The sequence below is a fragment of the Aquabacterium sp. genome (assembly GCF_036273115.1).
Classification (GTDB): domain Bacteria; phylum Pseudomonadota; class Gammaproteobacteria; order Burkholderiales; family Burkholderiaceae_C; genus Aquabacterium.
The window spans coordinates 79,274-101,801 of record NZ_DASUIN010000034.1 but is presented as its reverse complement, the minus strand read 5'-3'; the positions used below and the strand labels follow the sequence as shown (position 1 = coordinate 101,801).

General features: G+C 60.0%; 21 protein-coding genes and 1 tRNA gene. 5 read left to right on the top strand and 17 right to left on the bottom strand.

Annotated elements, in window-relative coordinates; translation table 11 throughout:
• Nucleotides 1-113 precede the first annotated feature (113 nt).
• From VFW72_RS15845 to VFW72_RS15795, 11 genes are all read right to left on the bottom strand, one after another.
• Nucleotides 114-1,133: a hypothetical protein gene (locus VFW72_RS15845; protein WP_329675254.1), complete on the bottom strand. Its 1,020-nt coding sequence runs from the start codon at nucleotides 1,131-1,133 to the stop codon at nucleotides 114-116.
• Between the two features lie 269 nt (nucleotides 1,134-1,402).
• Entirely contained in the window at nucleotides 1,403-3,067 is a 1,665-nt protein-coding gene (gene ettA, locus VFW72_RS15840) for an energy-dependent translational throttle protein EttA (RefSeq protein ID WP_329675253.1), read from the bottom strand.
• Nucleotides 3,068-3,111: 44 nt separating this feature from the next.
• On the bottom strand, nucleotides 3,112-3,522 hold the full coding sequence (locus VFW72_RS15835; RefSeq protein WP_329675252.1) for a DUF167 domain-containing protein: 411 nt from the start codon (nucleotides 3,520-3,522) through the stop codon (nucleotides 3,112-3,114).
• A gap of 69 nt (nucleotides 3,523-3,591) precedes the next feature.
• Nucleotides 3,592-4,119: a histone gene (locus VFW72_RS15830; RefSeq protein ID WP_329675251.1), complete on the bottom strand. Its 528-nt coding sequence runs from the start codon at nucleotides 4,117-4,119 to the stop codon at nucleotides 3,592-3,594.
• 160 nt (nucleotides 4,120-4,279) lie between these two features.
• Nucleotides 4,280-5,449 carry a ribonucleotide-diphosphate reductase subunit beta gene (locus tag VFW72_RS15825; protein ID WP_329675273.1) on the bottom strand — a complete coding sequence of 390 codons (1,170 nt, stop codon included), beginning with the start codon at nucleotides 5,447-5,449 and terminating at the stop codon, nucleotides 4,280-4,282.
• Nucleotides 5,450-5,641: 192 nt separating this feature from the next.
• The gene (locus tag VFW72_RS15820; protein WP_329675250.1) at nucleotides 5,642-8,551 is read right to left on the bottom strand and encodes a ribonucleoside-diphosphate reductase subunit alpha; all 2,910 of its coding nucleotides are present in this window, start codon (nucleotides 8,549-8,551) and stop codon (nucleotides 5,642-5,644) included.
• Nucleotides 8,552-8,802: 251 nt separating this feature from the next.
• Nucleotides 8,803-9,414, bottom strand: coding sequence for a 1,6-anhydro-N-acetylmuramyl-L-alanine amidase AmpD (ampD, locus tag VFW72_RS15815; protein ID WP_414638819.1), 612 nt, complete (start codon nucleotides 9,412-9,414; stop codon nucleotides 8,803-8,805).
• The gene (locus VFW72_RS15810; protein WP_329675249.1) at nucleotides 9,380-10,921 is read right to left on the bottom strand and encodes a sigma-54 dependent transcriptional regulator; all 1,542 of its coding nucleotides are present in this window, start codon (nucleotides 10,919-10,921) and stop codon (nucleotides 9,380-9,382) included. Before VFW72_RS15810 ends, ampD begins: the two co-directional genes overlap by 35 nt.
• A complete protein-coding gene (locus VFW72_RS15805; protein WP_329675248.1) occupies nucleotides 10,918-12,825 on the bottom strand; it encodes an ATP-binding protein in 1,908 nt (635 codons plus the stop codon). The genes VFW72_RS15810 and VFW72_RS15805 overlap by 4 nt, the downstream gene beginning before the upstream one ends.
• A 1-nt stretch (nucleotide 12,826) precedes the next feature.
• Nucleotides 12,827-13,087, bottom strand: coding sequence for a PP0621 family protein (locus VFW72_RS15800; protein WP_329675247.1), 261 nt, complete (start codon nucleotides 13,085-13,087; stop codon nucleotides 12,827-12,829).
• Between the two features lie 6 nt (nucleotides 13,088-13,093).
• Nucleotides 13,094-13,954: a cytochrome C assembly family protein gene (locus VFW72_RS15795; RefSeq protein WP_329675246.1), complete on the bottom strand. Its 861-nt coding sequence runs from the start codon at nucleotides 13,952-13,954 to the stop codon at nucleotides 13,094-13,096.
• 86 nt (nucleotides 13,955-14,040) lie between these two features.
• Here VFW72_RS15795 and ffh point away from each other — a divergent pair, with 86 nt between their 5' ends.
• Together ffh and VFW72_RS15785 are read left to right on the top strand one after the other, a co-directional pair.
• Entirely contained in the window at nucleotides 14,041-15,420 is a 1,380-nt protein-coding gene (gene ffh / locus VFW72_RS15790) for a signal recognition particle protein (protein ID WP_329675245.1), read from the top strand.
• A 191-nt stretch (nucleotides 15,421-15,611) separates the two neighbouring features.
• A complete protein-coding gene (locus VFW72_RS15785; protein ID WP_329675244.1) occupies nucleotides 15,612-16,523 on the top strand; it encodes a DUF2726 domain-containing protein in 912 nt (303 codons plus the stop codon).
• A gap of 112 nt (nucleotides 16,524-16,635) precedes the next feature.
• Here the strand turns inward: VFW72_RS15785 and ftsY are convergent, their stop codons facing one another.
• Complete coding sequence (gene ftsY, locus VFW72_RS15780; protein WP_329675243.1) at nucleotides 16,636-17,826, bottom strand: signal recognition particle-docking protein FtsY; 1,191 nt, start codon at nucleotides 17,824-17,826, stop codon at nucleotides 16,636-16,638.
• 63 nt (nucleotides 17,827-17,889) lie between these two features.
• Between ftsY and rsmD the strand changes: the two genes are divergently transcribed.
• From rsmD to VFW72_RS15765, 3 genes are read left to right on the top strand one after another with little or no spacing between them, the layout of a single operon-like run.
• Complete coding sequence (rsmD, locus tag VFW72_RS15775) at nucleotides 17,890-18,555, top strand: 16S rRNA (guanine(966)-N(2))-methyltransferase RsmD (RefSeq protein WP_329675242.1); 666 nt, start codon at nucleotides 17,890-17,892, stop codon at nucleotides 18,553-18,555.
• 51 nt (nucleotides 18,556-18,606) lie between these two features.
• Entirely contained in the window at nucleotides 18,607-19,110 is a 504-nt protein-coding gene (gene coaD, locus VFW72_RS15770) for a pantetheine-phosphate adenylyltransferase (RefSeq protein WP_329675241.1), read from the top strand.
• Nucleotides 19,111-19,113: 3 nt separating this feature from the next.
• Complete coding sequence (locus VFW72_RS15765; RefSeq protein WP_329675240.1) at nucleotides 19,114-19,374, top strand: YfhL family 4Fe-4S dicluster ferredoxin; 261 nt, start codon at nucleotides 19,114-19,116, stop codon at nucleotides 19,372-19,374.
• Here the strand turns inward: VFW72_RS15765 and VFW72_RS15760 are convergent, their stop codons facing one another.
• From VFW72_RS15760 to VFW72_RS15740, 5 genes are all read right to left on the bottom strand, one after another.
• Nucleotides 19,375-19,854 (bottom strand): DUF4124 domain-containing protein, encoded by a 480-nt coding sequence (locus tag VFW72_RS15760; RefSeq protein WP_329675239.1) that lies wholly within the window; start codon nucleotides 19,852-19,854, stop codon nucleotides 19,375-19,377.
• Nucleotides 19,851-20,543, bottom strand: a complete 693-nt coding sequence (pth, locus tag VFW72_RS15755) for an aminoacyl-tRNA hydrolase (protein WP_329675238.1) — start codon at nucleotides 20,541-20,543, stop codon at nucleotides 19,851-19,853. The genes VFW72_RS15760 and pth overlap by 4 nt, the downstream gene beginning before the upstream one ends.
• A gap of 102 nt (nucleotides 20,544-20,645) precedes the next feature.
• The gene (locus VFW72_RS15750; RefSeq protein ID WP_329675237.1) at nucleotides 20,646-21,266 is read right to left on the bottom strand and encodes a 50S ribosomal protein L25/general stress protein Ctc; all 621 of its coding nucleotides are present in this window, start codon (nucleotides 21,264-21,266) and stop codon (nucleotides 20,646-20,648) included.
• A 74-nt stretch (nucleotides 21,267-21,340) separates the two neighbouring features.
• Nucleotides 21,341-22,303, bottom strand: coding sequence for a ribose-phosphate pyrophosphokinase (locus VFW72_RS15745; RefSeq protein ID WP_329675271.1), 963 nt, complete (start codon nucleotides 22,301-22,303; stop codon nucleotides 21,341-21,343).
• A gap of 132 nt (nucleotides 22,304-22,435) precedes the next feature.
• Nucleotides 22,436-22,512 (bottom strand) — tRNA-Gln (locus tag VFW72_RS15740).
• Between the last annotated feature and the right edge of the window lie 16 nt (nucleotides 22,513-22,528).

The following is a 22,528-nucleotide window of genomic DNA, read 5'->3' as shown; positions in this document are numbered from 1 at the left end:
ATCGATATGCCAGCGATGGGACTATAGCGGTCTGCTGAAAAAAACGAAGGGTTTCTCTCCCACATACGCGGGGAGGGAATTTACCTAGTGATACAAACTGGCCTGCTGTGATGTCACTTCAGGAATTCGTCTGCATTCACGTCACCACCCACCTTGTCGTCCCAGAACTTGCCCAGGCTCGCCAGAGGCGTACGGGTCCCTGCGTTCTGTGTCCACAGGCGGTCGGAGATGTTCATCAGCTGTTGATACGCGATGGCATCGATCAGTTGATACTCTTCCGAAGGGGTGAAACTCTGAACGTTGACGAAGCGCTTGATGACCTCGCGGATGGTGGCGGAATCGTCAGACGACTGCGCTGCCATGGCGGCCATCACGTGGGCCAGACGAACGCCCTTGGCTTCACCCAAAGTCATCGATTTGTCGAAGGTGCCCTTGATGTCGCGGCCCTGGCCGGAGCCTGGAATGATGCTCCAGACGGTCGCGCGTGCTGCTTCGGGTGCGCCCCACCACTTGGCGTTGTTCAGGCACTTCAGTGCGGCATCGGCCAAGGGCGCAATGTCAGTGGGCACACCGACCGACTGTTGCGCTGCGATGTCGTTCTGCATGGCTTGCAGACCGGAGATGGTGCCCATCAGGTACACGAACTCGTCGAAGTCGCGGTTGAAGTCAGGGCAGGTGGCTGAGCCATACTTGAACGAGTACCTGGCTTCCAGACGCGTTTGCATGCGCAGGAAGGCGGTGTATTGACGTTGTGCCGTCAAAGCCAGCCAACGCTTTTGCGAAATACGGGCATCCTGGGCTTCGTCGGGGCGCTTGTCGCGTGACGCGCGCAGGTAGCGCAGTTCATCAGAGACAGCTTGTGCATCGGAGCACACGCCACCGGCCGACAGCATGACTGTTTCCATCAAGTCAGGTTCGCCATGAAAGCCACGCATGGCCGAAATGAGGGGCGTGTTCACATAAGAGAAGTTGCACACCATATCGACGTCATTGAGCTTCATGACCTGAGGTGTGATCTTCTCTTCAAAGATTTTCTTCAGAGCGAGGTTGGTGCCGGCTCGTTCGACCGAGGCGCACCCGCCGAGTGTGAGTACGGTGGCAGCCACAGCAGTCAAAGACAGAAGTCGGTTCATCCGGGAAAGCATCAATCAGTCTCCAGCAATACGTAAGGGGGTTGCGATGTGTGGCTGCATCGCATTTCATGAGGTTGAGACCCGGTCAGCGTGAGCCCGAAAAAGGAACGGACACACCTCTTCGAGGTTCAAAGATTGCAGCAAATTCTAGTCACGGGGGGGGAATCACCCTCTGACGGAAACCCTAGTAACTGGCCCCCCGAAATCGGTGGTTACGGCAAAAAAAATGACCCGCATAACGCGGGTCATTTGATGGGGGCTTGTCAGGTTCAGCGAATCGGCTTGAAGCGCACGCGTTTGGGGCGAGCACCTTCCTCACCCAGACGCTTCTTCTTGTCGGCTTCGTACTCCTGGTAGTTGCCGTCGAAGAAGAACCACTGCGAATCGCCTTCGCAGGCCAGGATGTGAGTACAGATGCGGTCGAGGAACCAGCGATCGTGGGAGATGATCATCGCGCTGCCGGCAAACTCCAGCAAAGCGTCTTCCAGCGCGCGCAGGGTTTCAACATCCAAGTCGTTGGAAGGTTCGTCGAGCATCAAGACGTTGCCGCCCTGGGCCAAGGTCTTGGCTAGGTGCAGACGGCCGCGCTCACCACCCGACAGGTTGCCCACCAGCTTCTGCTGGTCGTTGCCCTTGAAGTTGAAGCGGCCAATGTAGGCACGCGAGGGCATCACGAACTTGCCCACGACGATGTTGTCGAGGCCGCCGGAGACGTCTTCCCACACGGTCTTGTCGGCCGCCAGGCCTTCACGGCTCTGGTCCACGAAGGCCAGGTGAGCGGTCTTGCCGATCATGACTTCGCCGCTGTCGGGTTTCTCGACGCCCTGGATCATGCGGAACAGCGTGGACTTACCGGCACCGTTAGGGCCGATGATGCCGACGATGGCGCCTGCGGGCACCTTGAAGGAGAGGTTGTCGATCAAGCAACGGTCGCCAAAGGACTTGGTGACGTTCTTGAACTCGATGACTTCATTGCCCAGACGCTCAGCCACAGGGATGAAGATTTCGTTCGTTTCGTTGCGCTTCTGGTATTCGACGTCGCTCAACTCTTCGAAGCGGGCCAGACGAGCCTTGCTCTTGGCTTGACGACCCTTGGTGTTTTTGCGAACCCATTCCAGTTCCTGCTTCAGGGCCTTGGCGCGGGCGTCTTCGGTCTTCTGCTCCTGCTCCAGACGCTTTTCCTTGGCTTCCAGCCAGTCGGAATAGTTGCCTTTGTAGGGGTGGCCGGCACCGCGGTCGAGTTCGAGGATCCACTCGGCGGCGTTGTCCAGGAAGTAGCGATCGTGGGTGATGGCCACCACGGTGCCGCTGTAGCGCTGCAGGAACTGCTCCAGCCAATCCACTGATTCGGCGTCCAAGTGGTTGGTGGGTTCGTCAAGCAGCAGCATGTCGGGCTTGGACAGCAGCAGGCGGCACAAGGCCACGCGACGCTTTTCGCCACCAGAGAGATTGCCAATGATGGCATCCCAGGGTGGCAGGCGCAGGGCGTCCGCAGCCAGCTCCAGTTGCAGGTCGGTGTTTTCAGAACCTGCAGCGGCGATGATGGCTTCCAGCTCGCCTTGTTCTGCGGCCAGGGCATCAAAGTCGGCATCGGGTTCGGCGTAGGCTGCATACACCTCATCGAGGCGTTTCTTGGCGGCCAGCACGCCACCAATGCCTTCTTCCACCGCTTCACGCACGGTTTGATTGGGGTTCAGTTCCGGCTCTTGAGGCAGGTAGCCAATCTTGATGCCAGGCATCGGGACGGCTTCGCCCTCGATGTCCTTGTCCACGCCTGCCATGATCTTCAGGAAGGTGGACTTACCCGAGCCGTTCACGCCCAGCACGCCAATCTTGGCGCCCGGGAAGAAGCTCAGGGTGATGTCTTTGAGAATTTGCCGCTTCGGGGGAACGATCTTCCCGACGCGGTTCATGGTGAAAACGTACTGGGCCATGGAGGTTCAGCCTTTGCTGATGGTCTTGCGACAAACCTCGTATTCTATCCGGCCTGTTTGCCTGCGAGTGCGCCTTTGTCTTGCAGGCCTTTCAGCCATGCGGCGATTGTTGCTGCATTCGCGTCCAGGGATAGTTGCTTGCGCCGGCCTGTGGCGCCGCGCAGCAGGGTCACGTTGGCCATGGGGATGCCAATTTCGTCAGACAGCCACCGCCGAAGGGCCTCGTTGGCTGCGCCATCGACCGGTGGGGCGTTCAAGCGAACGCGCAAAGCGCCATCGTGCCAGCCGACCACCTCGGTTTTCTTTGCGTTGGGCGACACGCTGACGTCAAGCACGATGTGCTCGCTGGGTTTGCCGGCATCGGCCAGTCGGAGGCAGGGCCAGTCTAGAGTGAGAGCCAGGGCTAAGCCCGCGTCGCGAGCGGGCTGGCGCGAGTTGGATTTCGATGTGGCCATGGGAGCGAGGCGGGGCAAGAAAAAAGCCCGACCGGGGTCGGGCTTCGAGCGCATCAATGGATGCGGCGATCAGGGCTTGTTGCCTGTTGGGAAGGGCCACGCGGCTTGAGGGCTCAGAGTGGTCTTCGCAGCTGGGGCAGCAGGCTTCTTGGCTGCAGGAGCAGGTGCAGCAGGGGCAGGCTTGGAGGCAGGCTTTTTGGCTGCAGCCTTTTTGGCGGCAGGCTTCTTCGCTGCAGGAGCCTTTTTGGCTGGTGCAGCTTTCTTCACTGCTGCCTTCTTGGCAGGTGCAGCCTTCTTCACTGCTGCCTTTTTGGCAGGAGCGGCCTTCTTGGGGGCTGCTGCCTTCTTGGCGGGTGCAGCCTTCTTCACTGCTGCCTTTTTGGCAGGAGCGGCCTTCTTGGGGGCTGCTGCCTTCTTGGCGGGTGCAGCCTTCTTCACTGCTGCCTTTTTGGCAGGAGCGGCCTTCTTGGGGGCTGCAGCCTTCTTGGCAGGTGCAGCCTTCTTCACTGCTGCCTTCTTAGCGGGAGCAGCTTTCTTCACAGCAGCCTTCTTGGCTGGGGCAGCTTTCTTGGTTGCTACCTTTTTCGCAGTTGCCATACGTATCTCCTTGATCAAGTTGCAAAGAGCACTGTGCTGCGGTGTGCAGCACAGAGATCCATCGCCCAACACCCCCTAGGATCTGAGTGCGGTGCAATGAATGGGTTATGTCGGGTGGACATGTTCCGGGTCGATGCCTTTGCAACTTGCGGCAAGGTGCTCAATCCCAGGACAGTGCGCCACCCGACTGGTATTCGATGACGCGGGTTTCGAAGAAGTTACGTTCCTTCTTCAGATCAATCATTTCACTCATCCATGGGAAGGGGTTCTCTTCATTCGGGAAGAGTTCTTCCAAACCAATTTGAGTGGCTCGGCGATTCGCGATGTAGCGCAGATAACCCTTGAACATGGATGCATTGAGGCCCAACACGCCACGTGGCATGGTGTCTTCAGCGTATCGGTATTCCAGTTCAACAGCTTTAAGGAAAAGCGCCTTGATTTCAGCCTTGAATTGCGGTGTCCACAATTGTGGGTTTTCCAGTTTGATCTGGTTGATCAGGTCAATACCGAAATTGCAGTGCATCGATTCATCGCGCAGGATGTACTGATACTGCTCGGCAGCGCCGGTCATTTTGTTTTGGCGACCCAGCGCGAGAATCTGTGTGAAGCCCACGTAGAAGAACAGGCCTTCCATCAGGCACGCAAAGACGATGATCGACTTCAGCAGAGTCTGGTCAGCTTCGAGGGTGCCAGTCTTGAAGTTGGGGTCCATGATCGCGTCGATGAACGGGATCAGGAACTCGTCCTTTTCGCGAATGGCTGAGACCTCATGATAGGCGTTGAAGATTTCGCCTTCATCCAAGCCCAGCGATTCAACGATGTATTGATAGGCGTGGGTGTGGATGGCTTCTTCAAAAGCCTGACGCAGCAGGAACTGGCGGCACTCGGGCGCTGTGATGTGGCGATAGGTGCCCAGCGTGATGTTGTTGGCGGCCAGCGAGTCGGCGGTCACGAAGAAGCCGAGGTTGCGCTTGATGATGCGGCGCTCGTCTTCGGTCAAGCCATTGGGATCTTTCCACAAGGCGATGTCGCGAGACATGTTCACTTCTTGTGGCATCCAGTGGTTGGCGCAAGTGGCCAGATACTTTTCCCAGGCCCACTTGTACTTGAAGGGCACCAGTTGGTTCACATCGGTCTGGCCGTTGATGATGCGCTTGTCGGCGACGTTGACACGACGACCCGAGGCGGCAGGAGATGATGTGGTGGTGGATGTTGCAGGAGTTTGCAGCGTCGACGCTGCAGCGTTCCGTGCATCGCCGAGCGAAGAGGGCACAGAACCAAGATTCATCGAAGATGATTTCGAAGAGGAGTCGTCTTCCCAGACCAACATGGTGAACATCCTATGGATTCGGATTATGGAAGGGTGTTGTTAAAAACACCAAGCACTTCTTGACACAAATGGCGCAGGGTTGTTGCTGGCTTGCATCGAAGTGCGCATGAATAGAAGGCAAACAAGGCCTCGAGCGTCAGGGATGATGCCGAGGCCTTGTTCATGGATCACATGGATCGTATGCCTTGCGCTTTACTGACAGGCCTCGCAATCGGGGTTGTCGATCGAGCAGAACTTGATGTCGGTGGCCGGTTCGCCAGACAACTCAGGCGCGGCTTGTGGCGCAGCAGCAGGTGCCATCGATGCGCTGGTCATGCCGCCTGTGCTGGGTACGGAATTGAGTTGACCACGAGACACCGTCGACTTCTCCGCATGAGTGGCGCCTACAGTGCGGAGGTAGTAGGTGGTCTTGAGGCCACGCAGCCATGCCAGCTTGTAGGTTTCATCGAGCTTCTTGCCGGATGCGCCTGCCATGTAGATGTTGAGCGACTGAGCCTGGTCGATCCACTTCTGGCGACGCGACGCGGCTTCCACCAGCCAGACTGGTTCGACTTCGAATGCGGTGGCGTACAAAGCCTTCAGATCTTCAGGCACGCGATCAATGCGACGCAGCGAACCGTCGAAGTGCTTGAGGTCCATGACCATCACGTCGTCCCACAGGCCCAGCTTCTTCAGGTCGCGCACCAGGTATTCGTTGACCACGGTGAATTCGCCCGACAGGTTGGACTTGACCGACAGGTTGCCGAAGCAAGGCTCGATCGATGCATCCACGCCCACGATGTTGGAGATGGTGGCGGTGGGGGCGATGGCCACGCAGTTGGAGTTGCGCATGCCGAATTGAGCGATGCGAGCGCGCAGAGCATCCCAGTCCATGGTGGTGGAGGTGTCAACTTCGACGTAACCGCCACGCTCTTCAGCCAGCAACTTCAAGGAGTCGATCGGCAGAATGCCGCGATCCCACAGCGAGCCGCGGTAGCTGCTGTAGCGGCCGCGCTCTTCAGCCAGTTCGGTCGAGGCCATGTAGGCGTAGTAGCAGACGGCTTCCATCGAGCGGTCAGCGAACTCGACAGCGGCGTCAGAGGCGTAAGGCACGCGCAGTTGGTACAGCGAGTCCTGGAAGGCCATGATGCCCAGGCCGACAGGGCGGTGACGCAGGTTCGAGTCACGCGCTTTCTTGACGGCGTAGTAGTTGATGTCGATCACGTTGTCGAGCATGCGCATGGCGGTGCGCACGGTCTTCTTCAACTTGTCGTGGTCGATGCCACCGTCCTTCAAGTGTTGAGCCAGGTTCACCGAGCCCAGGTTACACACGGCGATTTCGCCACCGTTGGTGTTGAGGGTGATTTCGGTGCACAGGTTGGACGAGTGAACGACGCCCACGTGCTGTTGAGGCGAGCGCACGTTGCAAGGATCCTTGAAGGTGATCCAGGGGTGGCCGGTTTCGAACAGCATCGACAGCATCTTGCGCCACAGGTCAACGGCCTTGATGCGCTTGAAGGGCTTGATCTCGCCACGGTCAGCCTTGGCTTCGTAGTTGGTGTAAGCCTCTTCGAAGGCCTTGCCGAACTTGTCGTGCAGGTCTGGGCAGGAAGAGGGCGAGAACAAGGTCCAGTCGCCGCCTTCCATGACGCGCTTCATGAACAGGTCAGGAATCCAGTTGGCGGTGTTCATGTCGTGGGTGCGACGACGGTCGTCACCGGTGTTCTTGCGCAGTTCCAGGAATTCTTCGACATCCAAGTGCCACGATTCCAGGTAAGCACAGACCGCGCCCTTGCGCTTGCCGCCTTGGTTCACGGCCACAGCGGTGTCGTTGACGACCTTCAGGAAGGGGACCACGCCTTGCGACTTGCCGTTGGTGCCCTTGATGTGAGAGCCCAAGGCACGCACAGGCGTCCAGTCGTTACCCAGACCGCCAGCGAACTTGGACAGCAGGGCGTTTTCCTTGATGGCTTCGTAGATGCCGTCGAGGTCGTCAGGCACGGTGGTCAGGTAGCACGACGACAGCTGCGAGCGACGGGTGCCCGAGTTGAACAGCGTGGGGGTGGACGACATGAAGTCGAACGACGACAGCAGTTCGTAGAACTCGATGGCGCGGGCTTCGCGGTCGATTTCGTTCAGAGCCAGGCCCATGGCGACACGCATGAAGAAGGCTTGAGGCATTTCAATGCGCTTGCCATCCACGTGCAGGAAGTAGCGGTCGTACAGGGTTTGCAGGCCCAGGTAGTCGAAGTTCAGATCGCGTTCGTACTTCAGAGCGGCGCCCAGGCGAGCCAGGTCGAACTGGCCCATCTTGTCGTCGAGCAATTCGGCTTCGATGCCCTTCTTGATGAAGAGGGGGAAGTAGTCGGCATAGCGCGTGGCCATTTCGGCGTGCGTGACTTCTTCGCCGAGGATTTCACGGCGAATGGTGTGCTGCAACAGGCGGGCGGTGGCGCGGGTGTAGGCCGGGTCGTGCTCGATGCGAGTGCGGGCGGCCAGGATGGCGGCCTTGTAGACCTCGTCGATGGAGACGCCGTCGTACAGATTGCGCAGGGTTTCGGCAATGATGGGGGCGGCTTGCACATCAGCGCCCAGGCCTTCACAGGCCGATTCGATCAGGGCTTGCAGGCGGGCAACATCGAGAGGGATGCGTTGACCACGATCGACCACATGCATGGTGGGCAGGGCGGCGGCTTGCTGTTCTTCAGCTTGCTTGGCGCGCTCTTGCGAGCGGCGCTCGCGATAAAGCACGTAGGCACGAGCCACTTCGTGGTGGCCGCTGCGCATCAGGCCCAGTTCGACCTGATCTTGAACGTCTTCAATATGGAATGTGCCGCCGCCGGGACGCGAGCGCACCAGGGCTCGGACGACGGTTTCGGTCAAGCCATCAACGGTTTCGCGCACGCTGGCCGATGCTGCACCTTGTGTGCCGTGCACGGCCAGAAACGCCTTCATCAAGGCGACAGCAATCTTGCTGGGCTCAAAGGAAACGACCGCACCATTGCGTCGGATGATCTGGTAAGACGAGAAGGCCGATTGGCGTGCGGGCGCTGCTTCCTGGGCCGAGGTGCCAGGGAAGGCCGACGCAGTGGGCGACATGGTGCTGGTCGTTGTCGATTGCATGTTTAATCCTCTTGTAGCTCTAAGGGCCTGCGACGTGCTGCATAGCCCTCTTGGAGGCCAGAATTTGTGCTACTGGCTGTCTGTGCTTGAACACTATATCTGGTGTCTGCTTGTCTTTTAAGCACTACCTGTAGTGTTCGGGTGAGACTATAACGCTAAAAGCGTCTGGCTCAAGAAGTCTTGATGTAATTCAGGGAAACTGCCCATGGGAGAACTCGGGATGGCCGAGTTTCAAATGGCATTTGTGGTGCTCAAGCGCGGCGAGGTAGCGCGGGGATCAGGCCCTTGAGTGGGCCTAGTCGAGCGCCGAGGTCGACCCAGTCGAAGGCGATGCCAGGGTCCCTTTTGCGCCCGGGGGCAATGTGTTCGTGTCCCACCACAGTGCGGATTGGCCACAGCAATGCCAATGAGGCGATGAGTCGGCTCAGAGTTTCATATTGCGGAGGATCGAAGGGATGGTCTTCGAGGCCTTCGAGTTCAACGCCCACCGAATAGTCGTTGCAGTTGTCTTGTCCCATCCAGGATGACTTGCCCGCATGCCAGGCCCGGTCGTTGACCGAGACGAACTGGATCAGGCTACCGTCACGTCGGATGAAGAAGTGCGCCGAGACCTCCGCTCCCCTGATTTGCTCGAAGTAAGGGTGCGCAGACCAGTCAAGCTGGTTGAGGAACAACTGTTCGACCTCGTTGCCGCCGTATTGGCCCGGCGGGAGGCTGATGGAGTGAACCACCACCATGCTGATGGACTCCACAGGCGGGCGCGGGCCAAAATTCGGCGAGGGGGCGTGGCGGATGCCTTGCAACCAGCCATCACACCAGGTCGCGACTTCATTCGGTATCTTGGTCGGGGTCAAAGCGTTCACCGAGTTTGAGGCCTTGGTCTGTGATCTGGATGCCGAGCCGAGCCATCCGGTAGCGCATCTGACGCAAGGTCAGGCCCAGGCTGGACCCTGCGGCTGTGCGATTCAGGCGGTGTTTTTCCAAGGCCCTGACCAGAATGTCGCGCTCGATGGTGTCGAGGTGTCCCGCAAGATCTGGGGGGAGCGCCGCTTCAATCGGGTCGTGGCTCGTTGTGGTCAAGGGGGGCGCAATGGGGAAGGGCGCTGCTGCGGTACTTTCGGCTGGCTCGGGGAGCTTGGTCGGAGACAAGCCCAGGTCGTCCGGTTCAATCAGAGACTGATTGCTGAGGGCCACGGCGCGTTGCAGCAGATTTTCAAGCTCCCGGATGTTGCCTGGAAACGCATACTGGGCGAGTGCCTGCAGGGCGGCTGGGCTCAGCGTGGGCGTTGTTTCGAGGTGGGACTCTTTGGCAATTTTTTCGAGCAGACGCTGACTCAACGCAGGTAGGTCTGTCAGACGCTCACGCAAAGGTGGCAGGGCAATCTGGATGACGTTGAGGCGGTAGTAAAGGTCTTGCCGGAATGTGCCTTGTTGTACCGCCGCTGCCAGGTCCTTGTGTGTGGCGCTGACGATGCGAACATCGACCGGAACCTCCGCGGTTGTGCCGACGGCCCGCACGGCTCGTTCCTGGATGGCGCGCAGCAATTTGGATTGCATCGACAAGGGCAGGTCACCGATTTCATCTAGAAACAAGGTGCCGCCACGAGCGGCCTGGAAGAAGCCGTCGCGATCTTCCGATGCGCCGGTGAATGCGCCTTTGCGGTAGCCGAAGAACTCGGCTTCCAGAAGGTGTTCGGGAATGGCGCCACAGTTGACCGCGATGAACGGACCTTTGCTGCGAGCGCTGACGTCGTGGATGGCGCGAGCCACCAGTTCCTTACCAGTGCCCGACTCGCCCCACAGCAAGACGGGGGCCATGCTGCGAGAGACTTTTTCGATGAGGCTGCGCACCTGCTCGATGGCCGGGCTGTGTCCGGTCAGCCGCGTCAGTGCCAGGGAGTGGCTCATCAGCGGAGGGACCCCGCGTGCCGTCAGGGCACCGGATTCAGGCTTTGCTTCTGGTGCTGCGCTGGGTGCCGTTGAACCGGGGCGCTCGGCCCCTCCTACGGCAGACAGGACGACCGATCTGAACTGCTTGAGGTCAACGGGTTTGGTGAGGTAGTCGTAGGCGCCGGCCTTCAGCGCCGTGACGGCATTCTCGGCCGAGCCATAGGCGGTGATGACAATGGCTCGCTCGGGTCGGCGTGCAGCGTCGAGACGCTGAATCAAGTCCAGGCCATTGCCGTCGGGCAAGCGCATGTCGGTGATGACGGCGCTGTAGCTTTGCTGTTGCAGGTGCTGCCATGCATCGTCAATGGAGCCGGCCGTGTCGACCGCATAGCCCTCACGCAAAAGCGTGAGCTCATACAGGGTCCGCAGATCGGGCTCGTCGTCAACGACCAGCAGGCGATGGGAGGCGGGCGATGTCATGCTTGAACTGCGGGATGCGGTGAAGGCTCGACCGGAATCGTGACGAAGAATTCGTTGCGGTGACGGAAGCCGAAGGGGTGCTGGCGATAGTCAATGTGCGCGCCGTGGCGTTCGCACAGTTCCCGACAAATATACAAGCCCAGGCCCGTGCCGCGACTGCTGGTCGAGAAAAACGGCTCGAACAGTGAACGCTCGGTTTCGGGTGTGATGGGTTCGCCGTCACTGAGAACCGACAGCATCAGCAGCCCGTGGGGCAATGCCCCAGCGCTCCATTGCAGGGACACCAGCAAAGCCCCTGGGGCTCCGCTGTTGTAGCGCAGCGCGTTGTCGAGCAAGTTGACCAGAACACGCTGGAGGTGATCTGGTTCAAATCGGATGAACAGGTGAGGGTAAGTGGGTGATGCCTTGCAGCCATTGACGTCAAGCTGCATCAGGCCTGGTGCGTGCGCGTGCGTCTGGATCTGAATGCCATGGGTCGCGGCCCACTCCTGACAGAGTCCGTCCACCGCATCCAGCGCGTCGATCACCGGTGCGGGGGGGCGAACGCCTGGTGCGACGGTCAGGATGTCGTCGACGATGTGTTTGAGTCTGCTGACGTTGTCGCTGACCATCTGAGTCAACTTCAACTGGGCGGGTGATTGCAAATCTTCAGCCAGCAAGGCATTCGCTTGAGAGATGGCTGCCAGGGGGTTGCGGATTTCATGCGCAATGCCAGCTGACATGCGTCCCATCGCTGCCAGCTTGTCTTGCCGCAGCCGTGCTTGAAGGGTGCGCACGTCTTCTATGAACATCACGCAAACATCTTCGCTGTGGTCCTGGCTGGTGCCTTGCCCCCGGGTGAACCGGACGCGCAGTCGCAGTGCTCGCCTGATTTCGTCGTCAAACACCAGTTCGGCGACCAGGCCTTCTTCCGCCAGGGCCGGGTTGCCGACCGCCTTGTCAATGGCGCGAACCAACGGTTGCCATGCTGGCACCCCACGCAGTTGGAATGGCGCTTTGGTCGTCTGCCCCTGTGCTGCGAGAAGGCGTCTGGCTGCTGGGTTGGCGCTGCGGACCCGACCGACTCGATCGACCACCAAGACCCCTTCGCTCATTTGCTCGATGACCAGCTTGTTGAGTTGCGCCTGCTGGCGGGCCAATTCCATGCTGCCCTTGGCGCTGCGCTCTTCGCGCGCCAGCCGGGATGACAGCTCGCTGGCCAGAATCGCGATCGCAAACAGACCAAAACCGGTCAGACCAGCCTGGGTGAACAGAAGGGTGGGGGCACTACCCGTGCCCTCGTATTGCAACCACGCGGCCCCCAGTATGGTCAGGGTGGCAGCGGCGGCGACACCCAGGGCCATCAGCCTGGGCAGCAAGACCGACGCCATCAGGACGGGCAGGATCAACAATGCCTGTGAATTGAAGCTCGCGCCCGCCAGGTAGTGCAGCAAGGCAAATGCCGCCAGGTCAAGACCAATGGTGGCCAAGGATTGGCGTGGTCGCAGGGTGTGTTGTGCCGGGTTCTTGAATTGACGCTGTGAGGGCAGCGCCCACCAGATCAGCGTTGCTGCGCAATACAAAAGTGTCAGCGCCAGCATCCACCAGGCAGGATGACTGCCGAACAAGGTGGCGCCGACCAGGATGCCGACAAGGGTCAGCCCGAGCGCCGCGCGCGCAGCCAGAAATGCTCGGTAGATTCGAAAAAACGTGTTCGATTTGGCCGAGCCGGACGTTGGGTCGGTCCGATCTGTATCGTAGGGCTCACCGGATGTTCTGGCGAAATCGTCGTTGCCCACTGTGGCGGCATCGTCATCCGGCCAGGCGAGATCGGTCAGCGCTGGGCCTCCAAACCAGGAGCCAGTGGTGCTGGGCCATGCAGCGGGCGGGGCTGGGGACTCGGGTGGCTTTTTGGATGGACCCATATCAGGCGCGCGGTTCGGTGGCGCCGGCACGCATATGGGCTTCGCTGCAGAAGTATTGCTGCGAGCCGGCGACATGAACGACCAACCCATCGGCCTGCGGGAAATGGACGCCGCAATGGGCGCATTGCCGCATCACGACCGGAGCGGTCTCCGCTGGTGTCTGTGGCTGCTGTTCAGGCGCTTGGCGCCGCATTTGACGTCGGATCGCTGGCGAATAGAACAGCCAGATGACCAACAGTGCCAGCAGCAGGTATTTCAGCATGGTCAATCAGATGGGGGCGGCGCGATGCAGCAAGACCTCCAGCACAAAGCGGGAGCCTACATACGACAACAGCAAGAGCAAGGAGCCTGCGATCAGCCAGCGCGTGGCGACTCGGCCGCGCCAGCCAAACCGGGCGCGCCCCAGGAGCAAGGTGGCAAATACAGCCCACGACAGCACCGAGAAAACGGTTTTGTGGTCCCAGCGCCACTGGGGAGAAAACAGGGCGCCGAGTGCCAGGGTCAACGTCAACATGGCAAAGCCTGCGCCGACAAAGCGGAATGTGAGGGACTCGAGCCTCAGCAGTGGAATGCCCAGCGCTTGTTGCAGACCTCCTGTCGCGGCCTTGTGTTGGCCTGGCTTGTTGCGCAGGTGCTGCTCCGCCTGGTTGAGGACGGCCGCGTGCAGCAAGGCTGCCCCGAACAGACCGTAAGACGCGAAGCCCGTGAGCCAATGCAGTGGCGCCCACTGACCGGCCGAGAGAGGGTGCGCTTGACCAGGGAAAAACCAAGCCAGCGCCACGGTGCCGCCCGCCAAAACCGCCAGGGCCCGGCGGATGTGGGGTAAACGCAGCCGATGGCTTTCAACTGCATAGACCGCCAGAACCAGCCAGGTGGTGACGGAAAGGGCTGGCGCAAAGCCAAATCGCGCGCCTGCATGGGGCAGGCCAATGGCAAACGCGTCGACCAGAATGGACACCAGTTGGCCCAGCCACCCCAACGTCAGGGCCAGCCAGATGCCCCGATCGACCTGATATTTCGATTCCGTGGGGTCGTGAATCGGCGCGGGCGGGATCACGGCGGCCAGCACATAGGCCACCACGGCAACGACACTGGGCCAAAAGCTGGGGGTGGTGGGCGATAAAATCATGCTGACAGTTTAAAGTGGACTGGCCGCTGACGGCGGGTTCATATTCTTCGGCGCAGCATCGCGCCAACAGCTTTCACCATAGTTTCATGGCATCCAACCTTACCGAACGCCTCAGTCGACTCGTCAAAACCATGCGAGGCCAAGCCCGCATCACCGAGTCCAATGTGCAGGACATGCTGCGAGAAGTGCGCATGGCCCTGTTGGAGGCAGACGTTGCCTTGCCCGTGGTGCGTGATTTCGTTGCGCGCGTCAAGGAAAAAGCCTTGGGGCAGGAGGTTGTGGCCTCGCTGACGCCTGGTCAGGTTTTGGTCAGCATTGTTCAGAAAGAGCTGGCTGCCACGATGGGCGAAGGCGTGGCTGATCTGGACCTGGCGACCCAACCGCCTGCGATCATATTGATGGCCGGTCTCCAAGGTGCGGGTAAAACCACCACCACAGCCAAGCTGGCCAAGCACCTGATCGAAAAACGCAAGAAAAAGGTCTTGACCGTTTCCGCTGACGTGTACCGCCCCGCGGCCATCGAACAGCTGAAAACCGTGACGGGGCAGGCCGGAGCTGAATGGTTCCCGTCGACGCCTGACCAGAAACCCCGCGACATCGCTGCGGCTGCCATCGACTACGCCCGCAAGCACTATTTCGACGTGTTGCTGGTCGACACCGCCGGCCGCTTGGCGATCGACGAAGCCTTGATGGCTGAAATTCGCGATCTGCACGCGCAACTCAAGCCGGTTGAGACCCTGTTTGTGGTCGACGCCATGCAGGGTCAGGACGCCGTTAACACAGCGAAGGCCTTCAAGGACGCTTTGCCCTTGACCGGGATTGTGCTGACCAAGATGGACGGTGACTCCCGCGGCGGTGCTGCCTTGTCCGTACGCCAGATCACCGGGGTGCCCATCAAGTTTGCCGGGGTATCCGAAAAAATCGATGGCCTGGAGGTATTCGATGCAGATCGCCACGCCGGCCGTGTGCTGGGCATGGGCGACATCGTGGCCCTGGTGGAAGAGGTTCAGAAAGGGGTCGACATTGAAGCGGCTCAGCGTTTGGCCGAGAAGGTCAAGTCTGGCGCCGACTTTGATTTCAACGATTTCCTGTCTCAGATCAGTCAGATGAAAAAGATGGGCGGGCTGTCGGGTCTGATCGACAAGCTGCCCACTGAACTGGCATCCAAAGCGGGCCAGGCCGACATGGACAAGGCCGAGCGCGACATGCGCCGCATGGAAGGCATCATCAGTGCGATGACGGCCAAAGAGCGCCGCCAGCCCGCTTTGCTGATGGATGGCAAGACCAAGGCCAGCCGCAAACGCCGTATTGCACAGGGTGCGGGCGTGCAGATTCAGGACGTCAACCGCTTGCTCAACCAATTTGAGCAAATGCAGACCATGATGAAGAAAATGAAGGGCGGTGGCCTTTTCAAGATGATGAAGCGCATGGGCGGCATGAAAGGCCTGCCCGGCATGGGGCGTTGACCTATTGGCCTTGACGCCTTTGCGTCCTGTGCTGTCCCCCATGGTGGTGGCCCATCAAGACTGTTAGTTTCTGTTACGGGTGTAGCCCTTCATCTCAAGGACTACATCTTCAGAGATTGCAGCCGAAAGCCTACGAAGCAGCCGGATGTGTCTTTCATTCGGTTTCTTCGCGGCAAGGAAAGGCGTCAATCATGGACGTGATAGCAACATGGCCCCTGATGGTGGCCAGCATTTTTGGCACCCTGGGTCTGGGCGCTGCCTGGTGGTTCCGTCAGCAGGCAGTCGGTGGCGGTCAGGACAAAACTGGCCGCGGCAAGCGGCGCGCGCCAGAGGAAGCCCTTGATACCTTGGCCGCCTGGGAGCCCATGGCCACTCGGGTTCTGACTACGGCTGAGCGCGACGCTTACATGGTCTTGCGCAAGGCTCTCCCCGATCACATTGTTCTGGCGCAGGTGCCATTGGCCAGGTTCATCAAGGTGCCGACACGCAACTCGTATGCCGAGTGGCTGCGCCGTGCGGGTTCTTTGTGCGCCGATCTGGTGGTGTGTGATGCTGCTTCGCAAGTGATCGCGGTGGTTGAAGTTCGCCAACCGGCCTCGCGCGAGAAAGAGCGCACAGCCCGTCGTCACACCCGCATGGATCGCGTTTTGACTGCTGCGCGGATTCCTGTGCATGTTTGGTTGGAAGACGCCTTGCCTGGGCATGCCATGGCACGTGAAGCCATCTTGGGTGCCGCAGTCAGCACCGTGACCCACTCGAAGGAACTGGATTCCGATTCGGCGCGTCGCAGCGTCGAGGCTGCGGCAGTCGTTGCCTCAATGCAGGCGGCCAAGCCTGTGATGGCGCCCGTCCAGAAGGTCATCAAGACGCCGCTGTCCTCTGTCGGTACGGCTGAACTACCCGGGTCCAGAGGCCCACAGAAAGTCGTGGTGCCCTATGGCATGCCCCCTGTGGAGGTGTCTCAGGTCGACTTCAACCTGGATGACTGGGCTGAGCCGGCTCCCGTCATGATGGATGAGCGCAAAGACCCGCCGCCATCGACCTGGTTTGACGACATGGACTCATCGCCCATGCCGCTGGACGCACATGCCTCCGTCCGTTGAATTCGCGCTGGCCCCAAGCGCAGAGCTAGGCGCCACGTCACCATGAAAAAGGGCTGCCTCGGCAGCCCTTGTTTCTTTCGCGGGTGTCTTGTTTGGTCCGGACCTGCGTCCATCAGCTCAGCAGTGCCTGTGCAAACTCTCTGGCATGGAAGGTTTGCAGGTCTTCCAGCTTTTCGCCCACACCAATGAAATAGACCGGTACAGGGTGATTGCGTTGTTGCGACCACAAGGCGATGGCGGCCAGCACCCCCCCCTTGGCGGTGCCGTCGAGCTTGGTGACCACCAAGCCGGTCAGCCCCAGCGCTTCGTCAAACGCCTTGACCTGTGACAGCGCGTTCTGGCCCGTGTTGCCATCGACGACCAGCAACACTTCATGTGGGGCGGTGTCCATGGCTTTGCCAATCACGCGCTTGACCTTGCGCAGTTCATCCATCAGGTGCAACTGGGTGGCCAGGCGTCCAGCCGTGTCGGCAATGACCACATCGGAGCCACGGGCTCGCCCAGCTTGTACGGCATCGAAGGTGACCGCAGCTGGGTCGCCGCCTTCCTGGCTGACGATATCAACCTGGTTGCGATCAGCCCAGACCAGCAGTTGTTCGCGTGCTGCAGCGCGGAAGGTGTCGGCCGCAGCCAGCAAGACACGTTGGCCGGCATCAGCCAAATGGCGGGTCAGCTTGCCAATGGTGGTGGTTTTGCCTGCGCCATTGACCCCCGCCACCATGATGACGGTGGGCGTGTGATGGCCGACCTCCAAGGGCTTCTCCAGTGGGGACAACAGGTCGGTGATGGCATCGATCAGCAGGTTTTTCACCTGTTCTGGTGCGGTTGCCTTGGCTTCCTTGACGCGCTGCTTCAGGTCTTGCAGCAACCATTCGGTAGCGGCCACCCCGGCGTCAGCCATCAGCAATGCCGATTCAAGCTCCTCGTAGAGCGCATCGTCAATTTGTGTGCCGGTGAACACCTGAGCGATGCTTGAGCCGGTCTTGCGCAACCCCTGACGCAGCTTGTCCAGCCAGGACCGTCGCTCCGGAGCGGCCGGCGCGGCGGCGGTCGATGTGGGGGTGGGCGCAGGTGGCGTTTGCGGCGCAACGGCCTCTGGGGGCCTCGAATCAGGTTGTGCCTCGGGCGTTGGGGGAATCGAGGTGGCAGGCGAGGAAACCGGAGCGGCTGTGGGCGCCAGGGACGCTGGTGCGTCGACCGCTTCAGGGGCGGGCGCTGGCTCTACGGGCGTGCTGGGTGCCTGTGGGGCAGGCTCTGCCTGGCTTTGCCCCCATCCCAGCTTTTTCTTGATGAAACTGAACATGCCGCCATTGTAGGGGCCGGAGCTTTTTACAATGCTGACTTCGTCACATTCCGTGCCTCTTGCATGCGCCCATCTCGCCCCTCCAGATCGTCCGCAGAGTCGCGCGCACCCAAGTCCACCAGTTTGTCTGCCGCTCAGCAGGTGGGGCGGCATGCTGCACAGGAAGTTCGCATCATTGGTGGTCAATGGAAACGCACCCCTTTGGCCGTGCCAGTGTCTGCAGGGTTGCGTCCAACCCCCAATCGCGTCAGGGAGACCTTGTTCAACTGGTTGGGGCAGGATCTGTCGGGTTGGGCCATTCTGGATGCGTTTGCAGGCAGCGGGGCTCTCGGGCTTGAAGCAGCATCTCGTGGGGCCACTTCAGTCACCTTGATTGAGCGAGAGCCCGCGTTGGCGCACGCCATTCGGACCAGCATTGACAAACTCAAGGCTCAGGACACGGTGCGGCTGATTCAGGCCGATGCCTTGTCCTGGATGGGGCAAGCTGCTCGCCAGCACACCTTATTTGACCTCGTGTTTTTGGACCCGCCGTTCGAGGCGGAACTCTTCGAGTCAGCCGTGAAGGCTGCTGTGCCATGTGTTCCACCCGGCGGATGGATCTACCTCGAGGCACCTAAGGCCTTTGGCGCTGCTGATTTTGCCGACCTCACCCTGGCGCGGGAAGGCAAGGCGGGGGCAGTGCACTTTCACCTTTTTCAGCGTAAGGCTGAACCGGCGTCTGGCGCCTGACCCCAGTCCCAGGGCTACACTTTCTTCCGATTCCCACCCGTTTGTCGACTCATGACCGATCCCGTTGCCACCTTGGCCATTTACCCCGGTACGTTTGACCCCATGACCTTGGGGCACGTTGATCTCATGCGTCGTGCAAGCCGCCTGTTTGATCGACTCATCATCGCAGTCGCTGCAGGCCACCACAAGAAGACGATGTTCAGTCTCGACGAGCGCTTGGCCATTGCCAAGGAGTTGGCCAAGGACTTTCCCAACGTGGAAGTGATCGCCTTTTCTGGTTTGTTGCGCGACTTCGTGGTGCAGCACGGCGGGCATGTGGTGGTGCGAGGACTGCGGGCGGTCAGCGACTTCGAATACGAGTTCCAGATGGCCGGCATGAACCGCCAACTGATGCCCGATGTCGAAACCGTTTTTCTGACCCCGTCCGACCAGTACCAGTTTGTGTCTGGCACCTTTGTGCGCGAAATCGCCATGTTGGGGGGCGACGTGTCGAAATTCGTGGCGCCCAGTGTGCTGGAGCGTCTGCGGACACGCGTTGCGCAGGCAAAGGCGTAAGTCATGGCACTGAAGATCACGGACGAATGCATCAACTGCGATGTGTGCGAGCCTGAGTGCCCGAACCAGGCCATCTCGATGGGCGAGACCATCTATGTGATCGACCCCAACAAATGTACCGAGTGCGTGGGGCACTTTGACGAACCCCAGTGCGTGCAGGTGTGTCCTGTCGAATGCATTCCGGTCGACCCCGATCACACCGAGACCCGGGAGCAACTCATGAGCAAGTACTTGAACTTGCAGAAGCTGGCTCGGCGCGCCTGATCAGCGTCCAGCAATTGCAGGCAAGCTGCGGGCCGCAGTTCGCGACTTTCGTGTCGGTAAGTGGGGGCGATGTTCAGCCCTGGCGGCTTTGTGCACCGCGCGGAAGTCCCGTTTGCGTGGAATGCGTTTCAGGTCAGTCGTGGTACGGCGGTCTGGCTCCACGTCAACCTTTTTCTTGGGTTTGGTCAGGGGCAGGGCTCGCGTGGAAGGCGATCCATTGCTCCGTGACATCTCCCGCAGGAGTTTCTGCTCACGCTCAGCCGCCTCAACTGCCTGGGTGCGCTGGGCTGATGTTCTCGCGTCGGCGATGTGAATCACCTTTTGCGCGTTGGCTTGCGCGCACGGCCATTGCTGATACTGGTTTTGTCCGCTCGCATCTGCGCAACGATAGGCCTGCGCGAGTGCCGGGTTGCTGATGCCAGAAAGGCACAGGTGCAGCAGCGCGGTCGCCGTCAGGATGCGAATGGAGGCCGTCTTCATGGCTGTGGCGGGGCAGGCGTATCGGGTGTATTCGGCGTATCGGGTGCTGCGGTGGCCGATTGGGATGCCTCGGTGTTGGGTGCCGGCGCGGCGGGCTTGCGAGGGGGCTTGGGGCGCTGTGGTTGTGCATGAACCAGCGTGGTGGCTTTGTTCATGTCGCCATCCAGGAAAGCCGGCAGAGCACCTTTGGCCTGGTCGATGCATTTGAAAATCAACTCGCGTTCCGATTGAGGAGGCTTGCGCAACACAAAGGCCGCGACCTCTTGCTTGACGCCAGGGTGCCCGATACCCAGGCGCAAGCGCCAATAGTCTGGGGTGCCCAGTTGGGCGTGAATGTCGCGCAGGCCGTTGTGGCCCCCGTGTCCGCCGCCTTTTTTCAGCTTGACCTGACCGGGGGGGATGTCGAGTTCATCGTGCGCCACCAGGATTTCGTCGGGGTTGATCTTGAAGAACCGAGCCAAGGCGGCAACCGACTTGCCTGACACGTTCATATAGGTCTGGGGCTGGAGCAACCACACAGGGCCTTGAGGTGTGTTGGCTCGTGCGACCAGGCCGTGATAAGCCCGGTCAGGCAGCAGCGTGACGCCCAGTTGGCGCGCCAGCGTGTCGATCCACCAAAAGCCTGCGTTGTGCCGGGTGTCTTCGTATTCAGGGCCGGGGTTGCCCAGGCCAACAAACAGTCGAATCATGATGGGCGCAGATTATCAATGTTGGATGCACCAAAGGAAAAGCCCCGCTTAAGCGGGGCTTGACGCAAAGCCGAGAGGCTTTGAGGAAGATGCCAAGAAGAATTACTTCTTCTTCTTGCCCTTGGCGGGTTCGGCGGCAGCTTGAGGAGCGGCGATGACTTCTTCCACGGGCTCGACCACGGTGGCAATCACGGGGTTCTTGCGACCATGGGTCAGCACCTTGACGTGGCTATCCAGCTTCAGGTCGTCGACGTGGATCGACTGGCCCTTCACCACATTGCCCAGGTCAACGGTCAGGAATTCAGGCAGCTGTTCAGCCAGGCACTCGATTTCCAGCTCGGTGGCAACGTGGTTGATGATGCACTTGTCGATCTTGACAGCGGTCGACTCGGCTTCGTTCACGAAGTGCAGAGGCACCTTCTTGTGAATCTTGGTGGTGGCGTCGATGCGTTGGAAATCGACGTGCAGAACCAGCTTCTGGAAGGGGTGGACTTGGTAGTCGCGCAGCAGGACCTTTTCAACCTGACCATTCAGTTCCATTTCGAGAATGGACGAGTGGAAGGCTTCCTTGCGCATGGCGTGGTACAGCGCGTTGTGGTCCAGCTCGATGTTTTGGGGGGCTTTGCCTGCACCGTAAACGATGCCAGGGGTCTTGCCAGTGTTGCGCAGGCGGCGGCTCGCTCCGGTGCCCTGCAAAGAACGCTCAAAGGCGGTGAATTTCATGGATGACTCCAAACTAAGTAATGGAAGCGCCCGCGACCAGGCGCTTAGGAAAGACCGGGATTGTAGCGTCCCGATCAGAAATTGTTGTTCTGTTCAGAGAACAACGAGGTCACCGATTCACCGTCGGTGATGCGGCGGATGGTTTCGGCAAACAGGAATGCGGTCGACAGTTGGCGAATCTTGGGGGTCGACTTGGCGGCCTCGCTCAGAGGGATGGTGTTGGTGATGACCACTTCATCCAGATGCGAAGCCTTGATGCGCTCGATGGCAGGGCCAGAGAACACGGCGTGGGTGCAGTAGGCGTACACGCTCTTGGCGCCACGTTCCTTCAGGACCTCTGCAGCTTTGACCAAGGTGCCGGCGGTATCGATCATGTCGTCCATGATCACGCAGTTGCGGCCATCGATTTCACCGATGACGTGCATCACTTCCGACACGTTGGCCTTGGGACGACGTTTGTCGATGATGGCCAGATCGCAACCCAGTTGCTTGGCCAGGGCGCGAGCGCGAACCACGCCACCGACGTCAGGCGACACGACCACGAGGTCCTGGTAGTTCTTGGCTTGCAGGTCAGACAGCAGTACGGGCGAAGCGTAGATGTTGTCGACGGGGATGTTGAAGAAGCCTTGGATCTGGTCAGCGTGCAGATCCATGGTCAGCACGCGGCTGATGCCGACTGCTTCCAGCATGTTGGCCACAACGCGAGCCGAGATGGGCACGCGGGTGGAGCGGGGGCGGCGGTCTTGACGGGCGTAACCGAAGTAAGGAATGACGGCGGTGATGCGCTGGGCCGATGCACGCTTGAGGGCGTCAGCCATGACCAGCAATTCCATCAGGTTGTCGTTCGTGGGGGCACAGGTCGACTGCACGACGAACACTTCGCGACCGCGAACGTTTTGCTGAATTTCAACCGTGGTTTCGCCGTCAGAGAAGCGGCCGACCGAGGCCTTGCCCAAGCTGATGCCCAGATGGGTGGCGATTTCCTGAGCGAGAGCAGGATTGGCGTTGCCAGTGAACAGTACGGTATCGGAGAGCATGGGCATCAGATGGCAAAAAAGCATCTTGCCCTATCACCTTGCCCGTTAGCAAAGGGTTTGCAATGGGATTGCAAAGGTGTCGGGCAGAGTGCAGATCAACAGGCGGTGGCGGATTGATCAGTCAGAAGAATTTGGCAGGGGAGGAAGGATTCGAACCCTCGTATGTCGGAATCAAAATCCGATGCCTTAACCAACTTGGCGACTCCCCTACACAGGTCTTGCTTT

Bases quoted from the DNA above. Each gene is read 5' to 3' on its own strand.
- VFW72_RS15845 (WP_329675254.1), bottom strand. From the start codon at position 1,133: ATGAACCGACTTCTGTCTTTGACTGCTGTGGCTGCCACCGTACTCACA.
- ettA (WP_329675253.1), bottom strand. From the start codon at position 3,067: ATGGCCCAGTACGTTTTCACCATGAACCGCGTCGGGAAGATCGTTCCC.
- VFW72_RS15835 (WP_329675252.1), bottom strand. From the start codon at position 3,522: ATGGCCACATCGAAATCCAACTCGCGCCAGCCCGCTCGCGACGCGGGC.
- VFW72_RS15830 (WP_329675251.1), bottom strand. From the start codon at position 4,119: ATGGCAACTGCGAAAAAGGTAGCAACCAAGAAAGCTGCCCCAGCCAAG.
- VFW72_RS15825 (WP_329675273.1), bottom strand. From the start codon at position 5,449: ATGTTGGTCTGGGAAGACGACTCCTCTTCGAAATCATCTTCGATGAAT.
- VFW72_RS15820 (WP_329675250.1), bottom strand. From the start codon at position 8,551: ATGCAATCGACAACGACCAGCACCATGTCGCCCACTGCGTCGGCCTTC.
- VFW72_RS15810 (WP_329675249.1), bottom strand. From the start codon at position 10,921: ATGACATCGCCCGCCTCCCATCGCCTGCTGGTCGTTGACGACGAGCCC.
- VFW72_RS15805 (WP_329675248.1), bottom strand. From the start codon at position 12,825: ATGGGTCCATCCAAAAAGCCACCCGAGTCCCCAGCCCCGCCCGCTGCA.
- VFW72_RS15800 (WP_329675247.1), bottom strand. From the start codon at position 13,087: ATGCTGAAATACCTGCTGCTGGCACTGTTGGTCATCTGGCTGTTCTAT.
- VFW72_RS15795 (WP_329675246.1), bottom strand. From the start codon at position 13,954: ATGATTTTATCGCCCACCACCCCCAGCTTTTGGCCCAGTGTCGTTGCC.
- ffh (WP_329675245.1), top strand. From the start codon at position 14,041: ATGGCATCCAACCTTACCGAACGCCTCAGTCGACTCGTCAAAACCATG.
- VFW72_RS15785 (WP_329675244.1), top strand. From the start codon at position 15,612: ATGGACGTGATAGCAACATGGCCCCTGATGGTGGCCAGCATTTTTGGC.
- ftsY (WP_329675243.1), bottom strand. From the start codon at position 17,826: ATGTTCAGTTTCATCAAGAAAAAGCTGGGATGGGGGCAAAGCCAGGCA.
- rsmD (WP_329675242.1), top strand. From the start codon at position 17,890: ATGCGCCCATCTCGCCCCTCCAGATCGTCCGCAGAGTCGCGCGCACCC.
- coaD (WP_329675241.1), top strand. From the start codon at position 18,607: ATGACCGATCCCGTTGCCACCTTGGCCATTTACCCCGGTACGTTTGAC.
- VFW72_RS15765 (WP_329675240.1), top strand. From the start codon at position 19,114: ATGGCACTGAAGATCACGGACGAATGCATCAACTGCGATGTGTGCGAG.
- VFW72_RS15760 (WP_329675239.1), bottom strand. From the start codon at position 19,854: ATGAAGACGGCCTCCATTCGCATCCTGACGGCGACCGCGCTGCTGCAC.
- pth (WP_329675238.1), bottom strand. From the start codon at position 20,543: ATGATTCGACTGTTTGTTGGCCTGGGCAACCCCGGCCCTGAATACGAA.
- VFW72_RS15750 (WP_329675237.1), bottom strand. From the start codon at position 21,266: ATGAAATTCACCGCCTTTGAGCGTTCTTTGCAGGGCACCGGAGCGAGC.
- VFW72_RS15745 (WP_329675271.1), bottom strand. From the start codon at position 22,303: ATGCTCTCCGATACCGTACTGTTCACTGGCAACGCCAATCCTGCTCTC.